The 21297-nt window shown below is 72.2% G+C and carries 21 protein-coding genes; 11 read left to right on the top strand and 10 right to left on the bottom strand.

All coding sequences use genetic code 11. The features are described 5' to 3' along the window. Positions 1-504: 504 nt before the first annotated feature. The 4 genes from infB to rimP all read right to left on the bottom strand — a co-directional run bounded on the left by infB (position 505) and on the right by rimP (position 5521). Positions 505-3597: a translation initiation factor IF-2 gene (infB, locus tag ACWENQ_RS02570; RefSeq protein WP_449916987.1), complete on the bottom strand. Its 3093-nt coding sequence runs from the start codon at positions 3595-3597 to the stop codon at positions 505-507. Between the two features lie 125 nt (positions 3598-3722). After that, complete coding sequence (locus tag ACWENQ_RS02565; RefSeq protein WP_449916990.1) at positions 3723-4019, bottom strand: YlxR family protein; 297 nt, start codon at positions 4017-4019, stop codon at positions 3723-3725. After that, on the bottom strand, positions 4020-5006 hold the full coding sequence (nusA, locus tag ACWENQ_RS02560; protein WP_452412689.1) for a transcription termination factor NusA: 987 nt from the start codon (positions 5004-5006) through the stop codon (positions 4020-4022). It abuts the gene before it with no gap. A gap of 11 nt (positions 5007-5017) precedes the next feature. Continuing rightward, the gene (rimP, locus tag ACWENQ_RS02555; protein WP_449916993.1) at positions 5018-5521 is read right to left on the bottom strand and encodes a ribosome maturation factor RimP; all 504 of its coding nucleotides are present in this window, start codon (positions 5519-5521) and stop codon (positions 5018-5020) included. Between the two features lie 310 nt (positions 5522-5831). Between rimP and ACWENQ_RS02550 the strand changes: the two genes are divergently transcribed. The 4 genes from ACWENQ_RS02550 to ACWENQ_RS02535 all read left to right on the top strand — a co-directional run bounded on the left by ACWENQ_RS02550 (position 5832) and on the right by ACWENQ_RS02535 (position 7504). Then, positions 5832-6266 (top strand): hypothetical protein, encoded by a 435-nt coding sequence (locus tag ACWENQ_RS02550; protein ID WP_452412688.1) that lies wholly within the window; start codon positions 5832-5834, stop codon positions 6264-6266. Between the two features lie 202 nt (positions 6267-6468). Beyond that, entirely contained in the window at positions 6469-6927 is a 459-nt protein-coding gene (locus ACWENQ_RS02545) for a ferritin-like domain-containing protein (RefSeq protein ID WP_449916998.1), read from the top strand. Positions 6928-7024: 97 nt separating this feature from the next. Then, entirely contained in the window at positions 7025-7231 is a 207-nt protein-coding gene (locus ACWENQ_RS02540; RefSeq protein ID WP_452412687.1) for a DUF4236 domain-containing protein, read from the top strand. Positions 7232-7297: 66 nt separating this feature from the next. Continuing rightward, positions 7298-7504 carry a DUF4236 domain-containing protein gene (locus ACWENQ_RS02535; protein WP_354906745.1) on the top strand — a complete coding sequence of 69 codons (207 nt, stop codon included), beginning with the start codon at positions 7298-7300 and terminating at the stop codon, positions 7502-7504. On the opposite strand, the gene ACWENQ_RS02530 is transcribed toward ACWENQ_RS02535, so the two are convergent. From ACWENQ_RS02530 to ACWENQ_RS02520, 3 genes are all read right to left on the bottom strand, one after another. Continuing rightward, positions 7501-8355 carry an alpha/beta fold hydrolase gene (locus ACWENQ_RS02530; protein WP_452412686.1) on the bottom strand — a complete coding sequence of 285 codons (855 nt, stop codon included), beginning with the start codon at positions 8353-8355 and terminating at the stop codon, positions 7501-7503. The two genes, ACWENQ_RS02535 and ACWENQ_RS02530, sit on opposite strands and share 4 nt — an antisense overlap. Positions 8356-8482: 127 nt before the next feature. After that, positions 8483-10228, bottom strand: coding sequence for a proline--tRNA ligase (locus ACWENQ_RS02525; RefSeq protein WP_354906747.1), 1746 nt, complete (start codon positions 10226-10228; stop codon positions 8483-8485). 57 nt (positions 10229-10285) lie between these two features. Then, positions 10286-10918, bottom strand: a complete 633-nt coding sequence (locus ACWENQ_RS02520) for a hypothetical protein (RefSeq protein ID WP_452412685.1) — start codon at positions 10916-10918, stop codon at positions 10286-10288. Positions 10919-11018: 100 nt separating this feature from the next. Here ACWENQ_RS02520 and ACWENQ_RS02515 point away from each other — a divergent pair, with 100 nt between their 5' ends. Next, a complete protein-coding gene (locus tag ACWENQ_RS02515; protein WP_452412684.1) occupies positions 11019-11939 on the top strand; it encodes an acyl-CoA dehydrogenase family protein in 921 nt (306 codons plus the stop codon). Here ACWENQ_RS02515 and ACWENQ_RS02510 read toward each other — a convergent pair. Next, positions 11936-12421, bottom strand: a complete 486-nt coding sequence (locus ACWENQ_RS02510) for a hypothetical protein (RefSeq protein ID WP_452412683.1) — start codon at positions 12419-12421, stop codon at positions 11936-11938. The two genes, ACWENQ_RS02515 and ACWENQ_RS02510, sit on opposite strands and share 4 nt — an antisense overlap. A 160-nt stretch (positions 12422-12581) precedes the next feature. On the opposite strand from ACWENQ_RS02510, the gene ACWENQ_RS02505 reads away from it, so the two are divergent. From ACWENQ_RS02505 to ACWENQ_RS02480, 6 genes are read left to right on the top strand one after another with little or no spacing between them, the layout of a single operon-like run. Beyond that, the gene (locus ACWENQ_RS02505; RefSeq protein ID WP_452412682.1) at positions 12582-13628 is read left to right on the top strand and encodes an LLM class flavin-dependent oxidoreductase; all 1047 of its coding nucleotides are present in this window, start codon (positions 12582-12584) and stop codon (positions 13626-13628) included. Continuing rightward, the gene (locus tag ACWENQ_RS02500) at positions 13625-14617 is read left to right on the top strand and encodes a hypothetical protein (RefSeq protein ID WP_452412681.1); all 993 of its coding nucleotides are present in this window, start codon (positions 13625-13627) and stop codon (positions 14615-14617) included. Before ACWENQ_RS02505 ends, ACWENQ_RS02500 begins: the two co-directional genes overlap by 4 nt. A 23-nt stretch (positions 14618-14640) precedes the next feature. Next, positions 14641-16101, top strand: a complete 1461-nt coding sequence (locus ACWENQ_RS02495) for an AMP-binding protein (protein ID WP_452412680.1) — start codon at positions 14641-14643, stop codon at positions 16099-16101. A gap of 32 nt (positions 16102-16133) precedes the next feature. After that, positions 16134-17279: a class I adenylate-forming enzyme family protein gene (locus ACWENQ_RS02490; protein WP_449917020.1), complete on the top strand. Its 1146-nt coding sequence runs from the start codon at positions 16134-16136 to the stop codon at positions 17277-17279. Positions 17280-17300: 21 nt separating this feature from the next. Continuing rightward, on the top strand, positions 17301-18611 hold the full coding sequence (locus ACWENQ_RS02485; RefSeq protein WP_449917023.1) for an FAD-dependent oxidoreductase: 1311 nt from the start codon (positions 17301-17303) through the stop codon (positions 18609-18611). Positions 18612-18643: 32 nt separating this feature from the next. After that, the gene (locus tag ACWENQ_RS02480) at positions 18644-19789 is read left to right on the top strand and encodes a DUF6986 family protein (RefSeq protein WP_452412679.1); all 1146 of its coding nucleotides are present in this window, start codon (positions 18644-18646) and stop codon (positions 19787-19789) included. 48 nt (positions 19790-19837) lie between these two features. On the opposite strand, the gene ACWENQ_RS02475 is transcribed toward ACWENQ_RS02480, so the two are convergent. Both ACWENQ_RS02475 and ACWENQ_RS02470 read right to left on the bottom strand, forming a co-directional pair. Further along, positions 19838-20515 carry a copper homeostasis protein CutC gene (locus ACWENQ_RS02475; protein WP_354906757.1) on the bottom strand — a complete coding sequence of 226 codons (678 nt, stop codon included), beginning with the start codon at positions 20513-20515 and terminating at the stop codon, positions 19838-19840. Positions 20516-20589: 74 nt separating this feature from the next. Beyond that, positions 20590-21168 (bottom strand): GNAT family N-acetyltransferase, encoded by a 579-nt coding sequence (locus ACWENQ_RS02470; protein ID WP_449917030.1) that lies wholly within the window; start codon positions 21166-21168, stop codon positions 20590-20592. Positions 21169-21297 lie beyond the last annotated feature (129 nt).

The raw sequence follows: 21297 nt of genomic DNA, 5'->3' as shown, positions 1-21297 counted from the left end.
CCGATGTCCGGTCGCGGGCGAGGCCGTCCGGGCGGGCCGCGGTGGAGAGCCCTGTCCGGTTCCTCGCACGCTCCGCGCGCCCGGGCCGTCCCCTGGCGTGCGGCGGTGCCGTCCGTGCGGACACGATCGGCACCAGTATCGACAACGTACCCGTACGAGCGGTTAGTCCGGTTCGTAGGGGTGAGACTGCACACCTCGCCGGCTCGTCCGGCTTCCGCCCTCGGGCGACGCCCGCCGCGGAGCGCGGCGGCCGCGTCGGGTCCGTCTGCGGCCCGGCGGCACCGAGCACGGCGGCCCGGACCCGGGCCGCACCCTGCCGGCGGGCAAGCCCCGCGGCCGGCCCCGGAGGGGACCGCCGCGCGGCCCCGGGAAACGCTCGTCCACGACGGCCGCTCAGGGCCGTGGCGCCCGGGAACAGGTCCCGGGGCCAGGGTGGGAGAGCCGCACGAACGCCGGCGTGCGAGGGGCGCCCGGCGAAGGCCTCGCCGGGCGCCCTACCGTGCGTCACACGCGCGGCTTCTCCCGCATCTCGTACGTCTCGATGACGTCGTCGAGCTTGATGTCGTTGTACCCGACACCGATACCGCACTCGAAGCCCTCGCGGACCTCGGTCGCGTCGTCCTTGAAGCGACGCAGCGACGACACGGTGAGGTTGTCGGCGATGACGACACCGTCCCGGATGAGCCGGGCCTTGCTGTTGCGCACGATCGTGCCCGTGCGGACCAGCGAACCGGCGACGTTGCCGATCTTCGGCACCTTGAAGACCTCGCGGACTTCGGCGGTGCCCATCTGGACCTCTTCGAACTCGGGCTTGAGCATGCCCTTGAGCGCCGCTTCGATCTCCTCGATCGCCTGGTAGATGACCGAGTAGTAGCGGATGTCGACGCCCTCGCGCTCGGCCAGGTCGCGGGCCCGGGGCTCGGGCCTGACGTTGAAGCCGATGATGACCGCGTTGTCGTCGGCGACGGCCAGGTTGACGTCGTACTCGGTGATCGCACCGACGGCGCGGTGCAGGACACGGAGCCTGACCTCGTCGCCGACGTCGATCTTGAGCAGGGCGTCTTCCAGGGCCTCGACCGAACCGGACACGTCACCCTTGATGATGAGCTTGAGCTCGTCGACGCGGCCCTTCTCGAGGTCGCTGAACAGCTCCTCGAGGGTGCGGCGACGGCTCGACTTCGCCATGTCGGCGCTGCGCTTGCGCGCCGCGCGCTGCTGGGCGATCTGCCTGGCCATCCGGTCGTCGGAGACGACGATGAAGTTGTCTCCGGCGCTCGGCACGGCCGTCAGACCCATCACCAGGACGGGGAAGGACGGCGTGGCCTCGTCCACCGGGTCGCCGTTGTCGTCGAGCATCGCCCGGACGCGGCCGAAGGCCTCGCCACAGACGATCGAGTCGCCGACGCGCAGCGTGCCGCGCTGGACCAGGACGGTCGCGACGGGGCCGCGGCCCTTGTCCAGGCGCGCCTCGATGGTGATGCCCTGGGCGTCCATCGACGGGTTGGCCCGCAGGTCGAGCTCGGCGTCCGCGGTGAGCAGGATGGCCTCGAGCAGGTTCTCGATGCCGGTCCCGTTCTTGGCGGAGATGTCGACGAACAGGGTCGAGCCGCCGTACTCCTCGGCCACCAGGCCGTACTCGGTGAGCTGGGCCCTGACCTTGTTGGGGTCGGCGCCCTCCTTGTCGACCTTGTTGACCGCGACCACGACGGGCACGTCGGCCGCCTGGGCGTGGTTGAGCGCCTCGATGGTCTGCGGCTTCACACCGTCGTCGGCCGCCACCACCAGGACAGCGATGTCGGTGGCCTTGGCACCACGGGCACGCATGGCGGTGAACGCCTCGTGACCGGGGGTGTCGATGAAGGTGATGCGCCGGTCTTCGCCCTCGTGCTCGGTGGCGACCTGGTAGGCACCGATGTGCTGGGTGATGCCACCGGCCTCGCGCGCCACCACGTTGGTGTTGCGGATGGCGTCGAGCAGCTTGGTCTTACCGTGGTCGACGTGACCCATGACGGTCACCACCGGCGGACGCGCCGCGAGGTCGCCCTCGTCGCCCTCGTCCTCGCCGAACTCGATGTCGAAGGCCTCGAGAAGCTCGCGGTCCTCCTCCTCCGGGCTGACGACCTGGATGTTGTAGTCGAGCTCGGCGCCCAGCAGCTGCAGGGTCTCCTCGTTGACCGACTGCGTGGCGGTCACCATCTCGCCGAGGTGCAGCATGATCTGCACCAGCGACGCGGGGTTGGCGCCGATGCGGTCGGCGAAGTCGGACAGCGACGCACCACGCGGAAGCCTGATCGTCGCGCCGTTGCCGCGCGGAACCTGCACGCCGCCGATCGACGGCGCCGACATGTTGTCGAACTCCTGGCGCCTCTGGCGCTTGGACTTGCGACCACGCGCCGGACGGCCGCCGGGACGGCCGAACGCGCCTGCGGTACCGCCGCCGCGACCGCGACCGCCACCACCGGGACGGCCGGCGAAACCACCGCCGCCACCGCCACCACCGGTGCCGGTGCGCGGGCCTGCGCCGCCGCCACCACCGGGACGACCGGCGAAACCACCGCCGCCACCGCCGCCGGGACGACCACCGCCGCCACCGGGACGGCCGGCGAAGCCGCCGCCACCACCGGGACGCCCGCCACCGCCGCCGGGACGGCCCGCGCCGCCACCGGGAGCGGCAGGACGGCCCTGCGGCATCATCATCGGGTTGGGACGCGGACCACCGGGACGGGGACCACCCGCACCGGGACCGGGACGCGGACCACCGGCACCAGGACCGGGACGCGGTCCGCCGGCGCCGGGAGCGCCCTGGCCACGACCGGCGGGCGGACGCGGCATCGCGCCGTCGCGCGGACCGCCGTCACGCGGGCCACCGGGACGCGGGCCGCCCTCGCGGGGACCGCCGTCACGCGGGCCACCCGGACGCGGCGGGCGCTGGCCCATGCCGGTCGCGTTGGACGAGAACGGGTTGTTGCCGGGACGGGGGCCGGGACGCGGACCGGGCTTGGGACCGGGACGCGGGCCACCGTCACGCTGGCCGCCGGGACCGGACTGACCGCCCGGACGCGGCGCGCCCTGCTGCTGGCCACCAGGACCGGCGGGACGGCCGCCCTGCTGGCCGGGACGCGGACCGGGACGCGCGGCGGGGCCGGGACGAGGACCGGGCGTGGGGCGCGGACCCTCGAAGCGAGGCGCCTGCGGGGCCTCGCGCGGCTGCTCGGTGCGCGCGGCCTCCGGCTGCGTCTGGTGAGGCATCGGAACCGGCGGACGCGGGGTGCCGCCGGCGGGACCGGGGCGCGGCCCCGGCTTCGGAATCGGGCCCGGACGCGGGCTCGACGAGACAGGCGCCTCAGGGGCGCCACTGCCGGCCTGGGCGTCGCCCGGCCGGGGGGCAGCCCTCGGCGGCTGCGGCTTGGACGGCGAACCGCCGCCCTTCGTGGGCTTGGATACGCCCAAAGCTTCGGTGAGCCTGCGGACTACCGGCGCTTCTATGGTCGAGGACGCCGAACGGACGAACTCTCCCATCTCCTGGAGCTTGGCCATCACGACCTTGCTCTCGACGCCGAACTCCTTAGCGAGCTCGTATACCCGGACCTTCGCCACTGCACTCCCTTACTCGGCCCGGGAGGCTGGCAGTGCCGTCCGGACCGTCGTTACCTTGACGTCTTCATCGCCGCGTGCTCATCAGGCGCTCATAGCAATCTGACTCCGCCCATCAACTCGGCGTCCTACATGACATGTGGTTCTCCCTCCAGGTGCGCTCGCAGTCGCGAGACGTCAAGCGGCCCCGGCACGCGAAAAGCGCGCGGAAACGCTCGGCGACGCTCGGCGAGCTCCAGACAGCTCAGGTCAGGATGCAGCGATGCACCCCGGCCAGGGAGCTGTCCGCGCAGGTCAGGGACCACATGGCCCTTGACCAGCACCAGACGGAGCAGCTCGGACTTAGCCGTGCGAACCCTGCAGCCCACGCACGTTCTCAGCGGGGCCGCCTGGCCACCATATTCCAGCTTACCGCTTGGACGCATCTACGGAACCGGCGGGATCATCCGCCTGGGGTCCGGACGGATGTCGATCCGCCATCCCGTCAGCCGTGCGGCGAGCCGGGCGTTCTGCCCTTCCTTGCCGATGGCCAGGGAGAGCTGGTAGTCGGGCACGGTGACCCGCGCCACCCTGCCGTCCAGGTCGAGAACCTCGACATGAGAAACGCGCGCCGGCGACAGGGCATTCCCGACGAAGTCCGCGGGGTCCTCCGACCAGTCGATGATGTCGATCTTCTCGCCGTGCAGCTCGGTCATCACGTTGCGCACGCGTGAGCCCATCGGACCGATGCACGCGCCCTTGGCGTTGACGCCCGACTTGCGGGAACGCACCGCGATCTTGGTGCGGTGTCCCGCCTCGCGGGCGACCGCCGCGATCTCGACGGTGCCGTCGGCGATCTCGGGCACCTCCAGCGCGAAGAGCTTCTTCACCAGGCCGGGGTGGGTGCGCGACAGCGTCACCGAGGGGCCCTTGTGACCCTTCTTCACCTGCACCACGTAGGCGCGGATGCGCTCGCCGTGGACGTAGTCCTCCCCTGGCACCTGCTCGTTGTGGGGCAGCACGGCCTCGATCTTGCCGAGGTCGACGAGCACCACGCGCGGGTCCTGGCCCTGCTGGATCACGCCGGAGACCAGCTCGCCCTCGCGGCTGGCGAACTCGCCGAAGTTGATCTCGTCTTCGGCGTCGCGCAGCTGCTGCAGGATGACCTGCTTGGCGGTGGTGGCCGCGATGCGGCTGAAGTTGCCGGGGGTGTCGTCGTACTCCCTGACGATGTCGCCGTCGTCGTCGAGCTCGGCGGCGTAGATCGTGACGTGCCCGGTGGCACGGTCGAGCTCGGCCCTGGCCTTCGCCGCGGCGCCCTCCGTGCGGAAGTAGGCGATCAGCAGCGCGTCCTCGATCGCCTTCACGACCAGGTCGAAGGAGATGTCCTTCTCCCGCTCAAGGCTGCGCAGGACGCTCATGTCGATGTCCACGAGGCTCCCCCTTAGCCCTCGTCGCCGTCGTCGTCGAGGTCGTCTTCCTCGTCCTCGAACCGGCGGAATTCCACCTGCACCCGTCCTCGGGCCAGGTCCTGATAGTCGATCCTGCGCAGCGCGCCCGCGACGTCGATCTCCACACCGTCGTCGTCGGCGCCGAGGACGCGGCCCTCGACCAGGCCGCCGTCCCGCAGCTCCGCCTTGACCAGGCGTTTGGCCGCGCGGCGCCAGTGGCGCGGCTCGGTGAGCGGGCGGTCGACGCCCGGCGAGGAGACCTCGAGCGTGTAGGGCGCCTGGCCCATCGTGTCGTCGCCGTCGAGCGTGTCGGACACGGCCTGGCTGACCTCGGCGATGTCGTCGAGCGTCACCCCGCCGTCCTTGTCGACGACCACGCGCAGCACGCTTCGCCTGCCCGCGCGGGTGACCGTCACGTCCTCCAGGTCGAGACCTGCGGTGGCGACGACGGGCTCCAGGAGCTTCATCAGGTGGTCGCGGGATGATGCGCTGCCCATATCGACCTCCCTATTGTGTTGCGATCCATGACCGCCCGTGGTGGCGGCCGCTCAGTCGACGACTGCTCATACCCTATCCGCACCAGGGCACGGAAAGAGCGCCACTCGACACGCTCGAGCGGCGCGGGCTCACGAGAGCGAGACCCTACCGCACCTCGGCATCACACCTCGGCATCGCATCACGGCACGACAGGCGGAACGCGCCAACGGCCCGCCCCACCCCTTACGATGCACTGTGCCTTCCTCATCCGACCGGAGGTCGTCCTCACCTCCCCTGTCCCGGCGCGCCGTGCTCGCCGGGAGCGCGGCGATGGCGGCGCTCTCCGGCTGTACGGCCGGCACCCCCGAGCCGGCCGCCCCGAAGGCGCCCGACCCTGAGCATCTCCTGCTGCGCGAGCTGATCGCCGGCAAGGAGCGCACGATCGATCTCTACACCGTCCTGGTGAAGGCCGGCGAGACGAAGCTGGCGCCGTTCCTGGCCCGGCACGAGGAGCACCTGGTCGAGCTGCGCAGGCGGCTGCCCGCCGAGCCGGCGCCCGCCGTCTCGGCCACCCCTTCGGCGCCGCCGTCGCCGTCGAAGAAACCGGCCAGGGTGTCGCTGAGCAGGCTGCGCGAGGCCGAGCGGAAGGCGGCCGCCACGCGCGCCCGCCAGCTCGGCACCGCCTCCCCCGCCCTGGCCCAGCTGATCGCCAGCATCGGCGCCTGCGAGGCGCTGCACGCGCAGGCGCTGCCGAGGTCGCTGTGAGCGCCGCCGGATCCCCCGGAGGCCCCGTCCCCGGCGCGGCGGGGCGCATGCGGGCTCCGCAGGCGGGGCGCACGGGGCCTCTTCCGGCGGGGCTCACGGGGCCTTTTCCGGCTAGGCACACGAGGGCTCCGCAGGCGAGGCGCACGGAGGCTCTTCAGGTGGGGCTCATGGGGACGGCAGGCGAGGCCGGAGGGAGTCCGCGGTGACAGACGTGCAGGCCGTGAACAAGGCGCTGGCCGCCGAGCACGCGGCCGTCTACGCCTATGGCCTGATGGGCGCGCGCACGACGGGCGACCTGCGTGACAAGGTGACGGCCGCCTTCGACGCCCACCGGGCCAGGCGCGACCAGTTGCGCGCGCTCGTCTCGGCCGCGGGTGGCAAGCCCGCCGAGCCGGAGGCGGCCTACACGCTGCCCTCCGTGCCCGGCTCCGCGGCGGCGGCCGTCCGGCTGGCCGTCCAGGTGGAGGCGGGGATCACGGCAGCCTACCTGGAGCTGGCCGCCGCAAGCGAGCCGGCGACGCGCCGCCTGGCGGCGCTGGCCATGCAGGAGTCGGCCGTCAGGTCGTACGGCTTCCGCCCCGCGGTCAGCACGGCCTTCCCCGGCATGCCCCCGCGCGCCGGTGCGCCGCAGGCGACCCCGGCGCCGGCGCCGAGCCGCTGACACCCCGCTCGCCCCGGGCGGGCGGGTGGCCCTCTCACCCTCGGGACAGGTTGGAAACGATCGTCATGGGTAGCCGAGGCGGGTCATATTCCCCCCGATGGAGGCATTCATGGGCTGGAGCTTCAAGAAGTCCATCAACATAGGCCCGTTCCGACTCAACCTGTCCCGTGGCGGGGTCGGCCACAGCTGGGGCACCAGGGCCTTCCGCCTGACGAGGACCGCCGACGGGCGGCGGACCTTGTCGGTGAACCTGCCGGGCGGCTTCCACTGGCGCAAGACCCTGGGGCGCAGTGGTCACCGCTGACCTGGGAACTCTGCCGTGGTGCCGGTCGTTTTCCCGGCACCACGGACTTTTCCCCTAGGAGGATCGATGGGCTGGCACTACCGCAAGTCGATCAAGGTGGGACCGTTCAGGATCCACCTGTCTCGGCACGGGGTCGGGCACAGCTTCGGCAACCACAGGTTCCACGTGAGCACCACTCCTGACGGCCGCCGCCACCTCACGCTCCGGCTGCCGGGCGGCTTCCACCTCAGCAAGTCCCTCGGCGGTCGCCGGCACCGCCACTACCGCTACTAGCGCGGCAGGCGGGCCAGGAAGTCGCGGGAGAGGGCGACGATCTCCGTCAGGTTCGTCTCCAGCGCCCAGTGCCCGCCTTCCAGCAGGTGTAGCTCGGCGTCGGGCAGGTCGCGCAGGTAGGCGCGGGCCGCGCCCTCGGGCATGTAGCCGTCCTGCGGCCCCCAGACGATCAGCGTCGGGGGCCGGTGCTCCCCGAGATAGGCCTGGTAGCGGGGGAACCATTCGAGGCTCTCCTTCAGCCCCTCCATGAGCCCCACGGCGATCTCGCGCCGTGTGGGCGTGTCCATCAGCGGCCACGACAGCCGCCACAGGTCGGGGCTGATCCGCTCGACCAGGTGGTCGGCCACCTCGCCGACGAACTCGTCCATGAACCCCTCCTGGCTGACCGCCTGGCTGAGGCGGGCGCGGCCGGCTGGGGTGGGGTTGGCCCAGTGGTCCTGGAGCGGCTTGTACTTGGGGCCGAACTCGTCCTCGTAGATGTCGCCGTTCTGGATGATCAGACCAGTGACGCGCCCGGGCGCCGTCATGGCCAGCCGCAGGCCGATCTGCGAGCCGTAGTCGTGCAGGTAGAGGGCGTAGCGCCGGAGGTCCAGGAGGGTGGCGAACCGGTCGAGGAAGGCCGCGTAGCCGTCGAAGGTGTACGGGAAGTCCGCGGGCGTGGCGCTGTAGCCGAAGCCGGGATAGTCGGGCGCGACCAGCCGCCACCGGTCGGCCAGCGCGGGCATGAAGTGCCGGTACTGGAACGAGGACGACGGGTAGCCGTGCGGGAGGAGCACGACAGGGGCGTCCTCGGGGCCGTCCTCGCGGTAGAAGGTCCGCACCCCGTCCACGTCGATGTGTCGATGCTTCACGGGGACACAGCTGCCCGTGAGGCGGTGATGTAACGGCGGACGCCGAACTCGCGCCAGGGCGGGCGAGCCGGACAGGCGGCCACCGGTGGTACGGCGGGCGGCCGCCCGCCGTACCGTCAGGGGCGGCTCAGCCGCGGCAGGCGGCGAGCACGCGCTCGGCGGCCTCGGCCAGCGGGATCTCCTCCTTGGTCCCCGACGCGCGGTCGCGCAGCTCGACGACGCCCTGGGACAGGCCGCGGCCGATGACCAGGATGGTGGGCAGGCCGAGCAGTTCGGCGTCCTTGAACTTGACGCCGGGCGAGACCGAGGGCCGGTCGTCGACCAGGACGCGCAGCCCCCGCGACTCGAGCTCCTCGGCGAGCTGGACGGCCACCTCGACCTGGTTCTCCTTGCCCGTGCCGACGATGTGGACGTCGGCGGGGGCCACCTCGCGCGGCCAGACCAGGCCGAGCTCGTCGTACTTCTGCTCGGCGATCACGGCCACGGCGCGCGAGACGCCGATGCCGTAGGAGCCCATCGTGATCCTGATCGGCTTGCCGTCGGGGCCGAGGGCGTCGAGCCCGGCGGCGTCGGCGTACTTGCGGCCCAGCTGGAAGATGTGGCCGATCTCGATGCCGCGGTCGATGGACAGCTCGTTGCCGCAGCGGGGGCAGGCGTCGCCCGCGCGGACCTCGGCGGCCTCGATGGTGCCGTCGGGGAAGAAGTCACGGCCGGCCACGACGTTGGCGGCGTGCCTGCCCTGCTCGTTGGCGCCGGTCACCCAGGAGGTGCCGGTGACCACGCGCGGGTCGACGAGGTAGCGGATGCCGAGGTCCTTGAGCACCTGCGGGCCGATGTAGCCGCGCACCAGGCCGGGGTGCCTGGCGAAGTCGTCGGCTTCGAAGATGGCGGGCTCGCCGGGGGCCAGGGCGGCCTCCAGGCGCTTGAAGTCGACCTCGCGGTCGCCGGGCACGCCGATGATCAGCGTCTCGGCCTTGTCGGAGCCGGGGGTGGTGACCTTGACGACGACGTTCTTGAGGGTGTCGGCCGCGGTGATGCCGAGGCCGTGCTCGGCGTTGACGAACGACACCAGCGTCTCGATGGTCGGGGTGTCGGGGGTGTCGAGCACCTGCAGCGCGGGCTGTCCCTCGAGCGGCCTGACGGCGGGCGCGGGCGTGACGACGGCCTCGGCGTTGGCCGCGTAGCCGCAGTGGTGGCAGTTGACGAAGGTGTCCTCGCCGGTGGGCGTGGGCGCCAGGAACTCCTCCGACGCCGAGCCGCCCATCGCACCCGAGGTGGCGAAGCAGATCTTGTAGTCGATGCCGAGGCGGTCGAAGGTGCGGATGTAGGTCTCGCGGTGCTGCTCGTAGGAGCGCTTGAGGCCGTCGTCGTCGAGGTCGAAGGAGTAGGAGTCCTTCATGAGGAACTCGCGGCCGCGCAGGATGCCCGCCCTGGGCCTGGCCTCGTCGCGGTACTTCGTCTGGATCTGGTAGAGCGTGACGGGGTAGTCCTTGTAGGAGGAGTACTCGCCCTTCACCATGTCGGTGAACAGCTCCTCGTGGGTGGGGCCGAGCAGGTAGTCGCCGCCCTTGCGGTCCTTGAGGCGGAAGAGCGTGTCGCCGTACTCGGTCCAGCGGCCCGTCGACTCGTAGAACTCGCGGGGCAGCAGGGCGGGGAAGAGCACCTCCTGGCCGCCCATGCGGTTCATCTCCTCGCGGACGACGCGGGTGACGTTCTCCAGGACGATCTTGCCCAGCGGGAGCCAGGAGTAGATCCCGGGCGCCACGCGGCGGACGTAGCCGGCACGGACGAGGAGCTTGTGGCTCGGGACCTCCGCGTCTGCCGGGTCGTCCCGCAGGGTGCGAAGCAACAACGACGACATGCGCAGCAACACGGCTACTCCTCGTTAGGGACTGGAGGTGAAGACCTACAGGCTACCGACTTTCCCCCGCTACAGGGCCAGGAGCGCGCCCGCCAAGGCTCCCGTGACCACGCAGGCGACCACGGCGGCGCGCAGCCTGCCGGCAGTGGTGCGCCGGAGCGCGATGAGGCTGAGGAGGGCGAGGCCGGCGAGGCCGAGGGCGGGAGCGGGCCAGAAGCCGGCGTGCCAGTCGAGCCCGCCGGGGGTGGCACGGTCGATGATGTCGCCGAGCAGCAGTCCCGAGATGATGCCGGTGGCCAGGTCGCCCCACAGGTCGCGCCTGCGGGTGACGTAGGCGAGCAGGCCGAGCACCACCAGGTGGGCGACCAGGATGTTGAGCCCCACGGCGGTGTCGCCGATGGCGTCGAAGCCCAGGTCGCCGCGCAGCGCGCTGCCTCCCATGGCCGCCACCAGGGTGGTGACGACGGCGAGGAAGGTGGCCAGCAGAGCCCACCCGAACCCGCTCGCGGTCGCGCCCACCAGGATGGGCAGCGCGAAGTAGACGTAGGGGTCGTAGATCCCCGGGTCGATGGGCGCGACGAGCGCGCCGATGAAGCCGACCACCACTCCCCCGAGGAAGGCGGCCAGCACGTGGCGCTGAATGGCGCGCTGTCGCCGGTCATATTCGGCGAAATCAGCGTAATCAAGAACAAACTTCTCCATAGTGCACTAATCAGACTATGCGGACTTACAGCCAAAGTAAATTTCGGTCAACCAGAGGTCACTGGCATAGCAAGCAATTGCTTGGTTAGCATCGGCTTTCGTGAGCCTTTCCGAGCTGCGGGCGACCGTCCGGTCCTTTCTCGCCGCCCATCCGCACGCGCCGTGGGCGCGCTTCGCGGGCGAACTCGGGACGGCGGGGCTCGCCGTCCCCGAGACGTACGGCGGAGCGGGATGCGGCATCCGCGAGCTGGCCGTCGTGGCCGAGGAGATCGGCAGAGCGCTGTCGCCGCACCCCTTCCTCCAGACGGCCGTCATGGCCGCCGCCGCCACCGACGATCCGGCGCTGCTCGGGGCGATCGCGGAGGGGACGCGCACGGCCACCGTCGTGCTGCCCGGCGAGCACTCCTGCGTCCTTGAGGGCGAGCGGCTCACCGGCCGGGCGCCCTACGTGCTCGACGCCGAGACCGTGCTCGTCTACGTGGGAGGGCGGCTGGTCGAGGCCGAGCCGTCGGAGCGCGTGCCGTACGCGACGATGGACGAGAGCCGCCCGCTCACCGCGCTGTCCTTCGACCACGTCCCCGTACGGCGGGCAGGCGACGGCGCGACCTGGGAGCGGGTCCGCGACCTGGGGGTCGTCGCGCTGGCCGCCGAGCAGGTGGGCGGAGCGAGCAGGTGCCTGGAGGAGGCCACCGCCTACGCCAAGCTGCGCCACCAGTTCGGCCGCCCCATCGGCTCCTTCCAGGCGATCAAGCACCGGCTGGCCGACCTGCTGCTGGTGGTGGAGTCGGCGCGGTCGGCGGCGTGGGCGGCGGCGCGGGAGCCGACGAGGGAGAACGCGGCGATCGCGGGCTCCTACTGTTCGGAGGCCTACCTGAAGGCGGCCGGCGACAGCATCCAGATCCACGGCGGGATCGGCATCACGTGGGAGCACGCGGCCCACCGCTACTTCAAGCGCGCCACCTCCGACGCCCAGCTGTTCGGCCCGCCCCGCGCGCACCGGGCGCGCCTGGAGATCGGCTAGCCGCCGAGCAGTTCCTCCCACGGCCGCCTGGCGTTGCCGCTGCGGGTGGTGTCGAGCGCCTCGGCCAGCCGCCAGAACTGCGGCCGCGCACCGGCCCTCGACCTGCCGAGCGGATCGACGGCGCGCAGCTCGAAGCGCACCCCCATCACCTCGAGCACGGCCGAGGAGCGGGCGCCGGTACCGGCCGGGCCGACCAGGTCTCCGGCGCGGCCGTAGGCACCCAGATGCTCGGCCACGTCCTCGCCCACGTCCTCACCCACATGCTCGGCCAGGAGCGCGGCGACCTCGCCGGCGTAGGGGCCGTCGCGCCAGGAGATGTGCCAGCTGTGGTCGGCGCCGCGCCACCAGGTGAGGTCGCGGCACGACTCGATGAACTCCGCCTCGCTCGCCAGCGCCGCCATCACCCTGCCGAACGCCTCGAACCTGCGGGCCTCGACGAAGGCCGGCTCGTCGGAAGCCTCTCGGGCGCGACGCGTTCTCATCTCCGGGTGCGTGCCGTCCTTCGACCGCCTCAGCCCCTGCTTTCGCCGCTTCTCCGCGCTCACGGACACTCACTCTGATCTCCCCGCGCCCTTCCCGCAAGTCCGGGTCGGCTGCTACGCTCAACCAAGCGAGCGCTTGGTTATCAATCGGGAGGCGTGGATGCGGATCAGCCTGGGATACGAGCTGGAGGTCCGCGGGCGGACCCGCGAGGTCGAACAGCAGGCGTTCGAGAACGTGATCGAGCAGGTCGTCCTGGGTGACCGCCTGGGCTTCGACACCGCGTGGTTCGTCGAGCACCACTTCACCCGCGGCTTCTCCCACTCCTCGGCGCCCGACCTGGTCCTGGCGGCGATCTCCCAGCGCACCACCCGCATCCATCTGGGGCTCGGCGTGGTGCTGCTGCCGTTCCAGTCGCCGATCAGGACGGCCGAGCGCGTGGCCACCCTCGACGTGCTGAGCGGCGGCAGGGTGGAGTTCGGCACCGGACGCGGGGCCTCGCCGCTGGAGTACCAGGCCTTCCAGCGGCCGTTCGAGAAGTCGCGCCAGATCTGGGAGGACAGCCTGGCCGCGACGCTGGACATCTGGCGGGCCGACGGCGAGCCGATCAGCAGGTCGAACGAGTACTTCGAGATCCCCGACGTGGCGGTCTACCCGCGCCCCGCCCAGGTGCCGCACCCGCCGGTGTGGGTGGCGTCCACCTCGCTCGACGGCTATCTGGCCGCGGCCAGGCACGGCTACAACCTGCTCGGCATGACCATGCTCAAGGGCGTCGACGACGTGGCCGCCGACATCGCCCGCTACAAGGAGTGCCTGGCCGACAACGGCTTCGACCCCGCCACGCGGCGCGTGGCGCTGATGATCCCGTGGTACGTCGGCACCGCGCGCGACGAGGCCGCCGACGCGGTCCTGTGGTACATCCGCCGCCAGGTCAACCTGGTCACCCCGCCCGACTACTACGACGCCCGGCACGCCACCCACCGCGTGCTCGGCCAGCTGGCGGCCGGGATGCCACCCGAGGAGGCCATGGCGACGCTGCGCGAGCACCTGATGGTCGTGGTCGACGACGTGGAGGGCTCACGCAAGGCCGTGGCCCGCATCGCCGAGGCGGGCGCGACCGACCTGATCCTGCAGTGCCAGGTGGGCGGGCTGGCCCACGAGCTGGTCTGCGACTCGATGAACGTCTTCATGACCGAGGTGATGCAGTGACCCGGTGGCTGACCCGCGACGACCTGGCGCCGCGGAGCGCCACAGGGCTGCTCCACCTCGCGCCCGACGCCTCCTTCGCCTTCCCGCTGCGGCCCGAGCTGACCGCGCAGGCGCTCAGGGCGGCGGGCGTGGGAGAGCGCGACAGGGTGGTGGTGGCGCTGGCCGAGCCCGCGGGCGGGCTGTGGGCCGCGGCCGCCGCCGGCGTGGCCGAGGCCGCCGCCTCGGTGGGGCCGCGCGGCAGGATGCGGCTGCACCACGCGCTGCAGGCGCTCGGGGCCACGGCGCTGGTGGCCACCCCCACGGGCGCGATGGACTTCCTGGCCAGGCTGCACCTGGAGTTCCTGCTGGACCCGCTCGACCTGGGCCTGCGGACCATCGTCCTGACCGGCGAGATCGCCGGCCGCCGGACGCTCGGCCACCTGGCCGCCGAGTTCGCCGCCGAGGTGAGCGAGGTCTACTCCAGCCCCTTCTCCGGCGGCGCGCTGGCCTGGCGGGCCGGCGAGGCCGAGCCGCTGGTCCCGCTCGCCGATGGCGTGCTGGCGTTCGGCGCGCTGGACAAGGACGCCACGGTGACCGCCGGCCGTGCCGAACTGGTCGTCCCGTACGGCGAGACCGCGGTCCGCACCGGGCACGTCACCGTCGGGGGACGGCTCGCCCACACCGTCGGCGACCACGTGCTGGTGCGCGGCGTCTGGGTCTCGCTGCCGCGCGTCGAGAAGGCGCTGTCGAAGGTCGACGGGGTGTCGGGCTGGGAGCTGGCCGTCAGCAGGCAGGGCACGCTCGACTCCGCCACGCTCACCGTGACCTTCGCGCGGCAGAGCCTCGTCGCCAACCCGATGTGGCGCGCCCGCATCCAGCAGGCCCTGGCGGCGCTCACCCCCGTCTCCATCGCCGTCGAGGTCTCGCCCGAGGCGGTGGAGACCGCGACGCCCGGGATCCTCACGGACCACCGCGGCCACCACCTCGGCAGGGACCGCGCCCTCGTCTAGCAGCACTCGTGTAGGAGCACGTCATGCAGTGGGAAACCATCCCCCGGATGCTGCGCGAGCGGGCGAGGGAGCGTCCCGACGCGCCCGTCACCCTCGAGTTCGGCATGGCCGCGCTGCGCGAGCGCGCCCGGACGGTGGCCCGCGCGCTCATCGCCCAGGGCGTGCGGGCGGGCGACAGGGTGGCCGTCTGGGGGCCGAACGACCTGTCGTGGGCGGTCCACGCCTTCGGCGTGTGGGACGCCGGCGCGGTCCTGGTGCCGATCTCGGCCCGCGCGAAACGGCTGGAGGCGGCCGAGCTGGCCCGCAGGACCGGGGTGTCGATGCTGATCGGCGAGGACCGTCTGCCCGACGTACGGCCCTTCGAGGGTGTCCGGGGCGCGCTGGCGAGCGTGGCGGAGACGGAGGCCAGGGCGCTGGCCGTCCGGGGGGACGACCTGTGCGAGATCATGTCCACGTCGGGCACGACGGGAACCCCCAAGGGCGTCATGCTCGACCACGCCCAGGTCCTGCGCGGCTACTGGGACTGGTCGGAGATCGTCACGCTGCGCGAAGGCGACCGCTACCCGGTGATCGCCCCCTTCGCCCACGGCTTCGGTCTCAACGCGGGGCTGCTGGCGTGCGTGATGCGCGGGGCGACGATGATGCCCGTCGCGGCCTTCAGCCCCGACGCCCTGACGACGCTCGTCGAGAGTGGCGGTATCACCATCCTGGCGGGGCCGCCGACGCTCTTCGCCCGCCTCCTGGAGGAGCTCGACCGGCGGCCGTGCGACGTGAAGTCGCTGCGGGTGGCCATCTGCGGGGCGGCGGCCGTGCCCGCCTCGCTTGTCACCCGGCTGGTCGAGCGCGTCGGTCTCGAACGCATGATCAACGCCTACGGCCTCATGGAGGGCACCGTCGTCTCGATGACCAGGCACGACGACCCCGTCGAGGTGATCGCGGGCTCGGCGGGACGGCCGGTGCCCGGCATCGAGGTGAAGATCGTGGACGCCATGGGCAAGGAGGTGCCGCAGGGCGAGCGCGGCGAGATCCTGCAGCGGGGCTACGGCGTGATGCGCGGCTACTGGGGCGAGCCCGACAAGACCGCCGAGGTGATCGACGCCGGAGGATGGCTGCACACCGGCGACATCGGGGTGCTCGACGCGGCGGGCAACCTGACGATCGTGGACAGGAAGAAGGAGCTCTACATCGTCAACGGGTTCAATGTCTCGCCCGCGGAGGTCGAGTCGCTGCTGCTGCACGAGGGGTCGCTGGCCCAGGCCGCGGTGATCGGCGTGCCGGACGACAGGTCGGGCGAGGCGGGGTGGGCCTACGTGGTGCCGAGGGCGGGCGCCGAGGTGAGCGAGGAGCGGTTACGCGCGTGGGCCAAGGCCAACATGGCCGATTACAAGGTGCCCCGCCGCGTGTTCGTCCTCGACGAGCTGCCGGTGAACGCCACCGGCAAGCTGGACAAGATCGCCCTGCGTGAGGCGGCACGGGGCGGGTAGGAATCTCGTGCGCCTTTTCGTCAGGAGTCGCCATGTTGCGCCTGCTGGCCGGGGAGGCCGCGCGCAGGTTCGGGGGGCGTGTGGCGGTCGACTCCGGCATCTCCCGACTGTCCTTCTCCGATCTCGACCGCCTCTCCGACCAGGTGGCCGCGGGCCTGGCCCACCGCGGGACACGCATCGGCGACGTGGTCGCCCTCGTGCTGCCCGACGGTCCCGAGTACGTCGTCTGTTACGTGGCCGCCGTCAAGATCGGCGCGGTCGCCGCGGGCGTCGACCCGCACCATCCCCTGAGGGTGCGCCTGCTCGCCCGGCTCGATCCGCTGATCGTCGTCACCGTTCCCGGCCTGCTGCCGGCCCTGCCGGGGCTCGACGTCGTGACGCTGGCCGGCACCGGGTTCGGCGGGCTGGCCAGGGACGAGGCGCCGCCGCCCCCGCTGCCGCCCGACCCCGGGCGGCCCGTCGTGATCACCCACACCTCGGGCAGGACCGGCCCGCCCAAGGCGGCGGTCTTCGGGGAGCGGCAACTGGAGGCGATCAGAGCCCACGGGGCGGGTGCCCGCTGGGGCCAGGGCGACTCCCGCCTGCTGTGGCACCCGATGGGCCACATGGCCTTCGCCACCCGGCTGCCGGCGTTCCTGCAGACCGGCAGGACGACGCACGTGCTGCCGCGCTGGGACCCCGAGGCGGCGCTGCGCCTGATGTGCGAGCGGCGGCTGCGGGTGCTGCACGGCACGCCCGAGCAGCTGGCCGCCATCCTGGAGGTGCCGGGCGAGCCGCCCTCGCTCGACCTGGTCCTGTCCAGCGGGGGACCCGCCGAGCCCGAGCTGATCAGGCGGTTGCGGACGCGCTTCGGCGTGCCCGTCTGCAACCGCTACCTGTGCACGGAGGCGGGGCTCGGGCTCGGCACCCGCCCCGACGACCCGCCGCAGGACGCCGAGCTGACCGTCGGCAGGCCGCGCCCCGGCGTGGACGTGTCCGTCCGCGACCCCGCGGGCCACCCGCTTCCCGCCGGGGAGAAGGGCGAGGTGCTGCTGCGGTCGCAGGCGGTCATGAGCGGGTACGTCGGAGACGGGGACGCGAGGGTGTTCGCCAAGGACGGGTTCGTCAGGACGGGCGATACGGGATTCCTGGACGAGCTTGGCCGCCTGCGTCTGGTCGGTACACAATCACGAACATAGCGTCGCCACCGAGGAGGCAGCGTGTCGTTGCGCGTGGCAGTCGTCGGATCGGGCCCCGCCGGCATCTACACGGCGGAGGCGCTGGTGAAGCAGTCGAGGGAACCGGTCGAGGTCGACGTGCTCGAGCGGCTGCCCACGCCGTTCGGGTTGGTGAGATACGGCGTCGCGCCCGACCACACCTCGATCAAGTCGATCGCCAACTACCTCAGGCGGGTCCTCGAGGACCCGCGTATCCGGTTTCTCGGCGGGCTGACGCTCGGCGCCGAGGTCTCCGTCGAGGACCTGCTGGCCTGCTACGACGCCGTCGTCTACTGCACGGGCGCGATGGTCGACAGGAAGATGGGCATCCCGGGCGAGCACCTGCGCGGCAGCGTCGCCGCCACCGACTTCGTGAACTGGTACTGCGGCCATCCCGACGTCTCGCCCGACATGTTCGAGCTCGACAGCCCCGAGGTCGCCGTGATCGGCGTGGGCAACGTGGCCGTGGACGTGGTGCGTGTCCTGGCCAAGACGGCCGACGAGCTCAGCAGTACCGACGTGCCCGACGAGGTGCTGGCCCGGCTGGCCGACAGCCAGGTCAAGGCGATCCACATGATCGGACGGCGCGGGCCCGAGCACGCCAAGTTCACCCTGAAGGAGCTGCGGGAGCTGGGCGAGGTCGGCAACGCCGACGTGTGCGTGCGGCCGGACGAGGCGGTGGTGCTGGGCGCCGACTTCCCTCGCCAGATCAGGGGCAACATCGAGGTGCTGCGGTCGTGGTCGGAGCGCCCGCCGGTGGGCCGCCCCCGCAGGCTGGACGTGCGCTTCTGGCTGCGTCCCGTCGAGATCCTGGGCACCAGCCGGGTGGAGGGCCTGCGCCTGGAGCGCACGCGCCTGTCCGAGGAGGGCAGAGTGGTGGGCACGGGCGAGTTCGAGACGCTGCCGGTCGGGATGGTGCTGCGCTCGGTCGGCTACCAGAGCGTGCCGCTGCCGGGCGTGCCGTTCTCCACCGAGACGATGACCGTGCCGAACGTCGCCGGCCGGGTGCACGAGCGCGAGTACGTGGCGGGCTGGCTCAAGCGCGGGCCGACCGGCGTCATCGGCACCAACAAGTCCGACGCCGCCGAGACCGTCCGTACGCTGCTGGCCGACGCCCCGTCGGGCGCGGTCGCCCGCATCGACGACCTGCTGGCCGAGCGCGGCGTCAGGCCCGTCACCTACGAGGACTGGCTGGCCATCGAGGCGGCCGAGGTCGCCCTCGCCAGGACGCTCGGCAGGGGGGAACGGGTCAAGCTGGTCGGCCTGGAGGCGATGCTGGCCGCCTGCGGCCGGTCGGCCCCCGTACCGCCGTGACCATGACGCTCGGCGCTCGGTAGCGTGTGACGATGCGCATCACCGTCGCCGGTTTCGCGGACGTCCACCGGGTCCAGCAGGCCCGCTATCCCGCGCCGAAGCCGGGCTGGCAGCCCGTGCACACGGTCTACGTCCCCGCCGACCTGTTCTCCTCCTCGACGCCCTCCTCGTGGGGCGGCCAGGCGCTCGACCTGATGAAGGACCACCTGCCCGACGCCGCCGCCATGGCCGAGGTGTTCGGGCTGCCCCCGGCGCTGGCGGCCGACGTGCACGCGCGGGTGGCCGCCAAGCTGGCCGCCGAGCCCGTCGAGGACCTGCGCGTCGACTTCGAGGACGGCTACGGCGTGCGGCCGGGGGCCGAGGACGGCGACGCGGTCGCGGCCGCGGCGGCGCTGGCCCGCCTGCACGCCGAGGGCGGCCTGCCGCGCCGGTGGGGGCTGCGGGTCAAGTCGTTCGCCGACGGCGACCCCGACCGCTCGATCCGCACGCTGGAGCTGTTCCTCGCCGAGCTGCTCGACCGGGCCGGCGAGCTGCCGCCCGGCTTCACGGTCACCTTCCCCAAGGTGCTGATGGAGGAGTACCTGCGGCAGTTCGCGCAGGTGCTGGCCGCTCTGGAGAGCGAGCTCGGCCTCGCCGCCCCCCTGCGCTTCGAGATCCAGGTGGAGGCCCCGCAGACCGTGCTGTTCCTGCGCTCCGACCTGGCCGAGTCGCTCGGCGGACGGCTCGCGGCGGCCCACTTCGGCGTCTTCGACTACACCGCCGCGCTCGGTCTGCCGCCGCACGAGCAGCGCCTGGACCATCCCGCCTGCGACCACGCCCGCCACGTCATGCAGACCGCGTTCGCGGGGACGGGGGTCGAGCTGTCGGACGGCTCGCTGGCCGCCTCGCCCGCCTCGGCCGCGACGGCGGACGTGCACGCGCTGTGGCGCAGGCACGCGGCCCTGGTCAGGCACTCGCTGGCGCACGGCTACTACCAGGGGTGGGACATGCACCCCTCGCACCTGGTGTCCCGGTTCGCCACCGTCCATGCCTTCCACCTGGCGCACTACGACGCGTACGCCGCCCGGGTGCGGGCCTGGGAGGAGCGCAGCGCGGCCGGCGGCGGCGTGATGGACGAGCCGGCCACGATCAAGACCCTGGTCGCCGCCCTGCACCGGGCGGACTCGGCGCTCGGCTGACCGGCGCCGCCGTCAGCGGTCCCTGTCGAGTCAGCGGGTCCTGTGGGTTCAGAGGTCCCTGTCGATGTGGGAGCGCCACTGGGCGACGCGGCGGGCCTCGACGGGGGCGGTCCACGAGGGGCGCACCGCGCTGCCCACGTGGAAGGCGCGCACGCCGTAGTCGAGCAGCGTGGGGATGTGGGGCAGCTTGAGCCCGCCGCCGGCGAGGATCAGGCCGGCGTCGCCGGCCTCCGCGCGCGCCTTGAGCACGGGCAGCCCCTCGGCGACGCCGGCGGGCACGCCCGAGGTCAGTACGGTCGCCAGGTTCGGCAGCAGCCGTACGGCCCGCCAGGCGGCCTGCACGTCGGCGGCGTGGTCGACGGCCCGGTGGAAGGTCCACGGCAGCGGCGAGACCGCGTGGATGAGCGCCTCGGTCGCCTCCAGGTCCACGGCGCCCTTGGCGGTCAGGAAGCCGAAGACGAACCCGGCCGCGCCCGCTTCGGCCAGTTCCTTCACCTTGGGGACGAGCTTGTCGAGCGACTCGGAGGTGAAGTTCGGGTCGGTGCGCAGCATGACCATCTGGGGCAGCGAGCACGCTCTGGCGATCGCCGCGACCGTCTCCGTCGCGGGGGTGAGACCGTCGGCCGCCATGTCGGCGACGACCTCGACACGGTCGGCGCCACCTTCTTCCGCGGCCACGGCGTCGCGCGCGTCGAGCGCGATCACCTCGAGCAAGGATCCGGTCATGAAAGAGAGGTTATCGCCTAATCTGCCCTCCTCTTGGCACAGAGGAGGGCAGCGGTCATATCTGACAAATCATGTCAGGCATCGACAAGATCCAGGGTCCGGAACAGGTCGTCGGCGACGCTGGTGCGCATGCCGGCGGGACGCTGGAACAGCGCGCCCGATGCCCGGTGCGGCAGGTCCACCGTGCGGAGGTGGCGGAAGCCGCGCCGCCGGTAGTACTGCTGGAGCCGCGGGTTGCCCTTCGCGCAGTCGAGCCTCAGCCAGTGCCGCCCCGACGCCGCGACGGCGCTTCCCGCCCAGTCGAGGAGCGCGTCGCCGAGACCCGTTCCCGCGGCGGCGCGGGAGACGGCGAGCTTGTGGACGTAGAGGGCCGAGCCGGGATCGTCGGCCGGGGTCCAGAACTCCTCGTCCGCGTGACCGTCGAGGGCGATGGTCGCGACGGTTTCCCCGAAGTGGCCTTCTAGCAGGTAGAGGACCTCTTCCTCGATCAGCGGCACGATCCGCTCGGGGCCGAAGCCGCCGCGCGGCCACTGCCGTACGCCCTGCGCGTGGAGCCACTCGGCGGTGTCGGCGAGGAGGGAGAGGACGCCGGGAAGGTCGTCGGGTACAGCACGCCGGAGGGTCAGCGGGGGAAGCAGGGTGTTGGAGTGCATGTTTCTGCCCTTCGTTCCGATGGGTGACGGAGTGAACACGGAGCGTGTTCGCCCGGTGGCGCACGGCTTTCATGGCGATATTTCAGGGAAAAATGCAATTTGGGGGAGTATGCACAACTCCACCGTGCC

The sequence above is a fragment of the Nonomuraea sp. NPDC004354 genome, from assembly GCF_053602555.1.
This window is presented reverse-complemented; position numbering and strand designations above follow the sequence as displayed.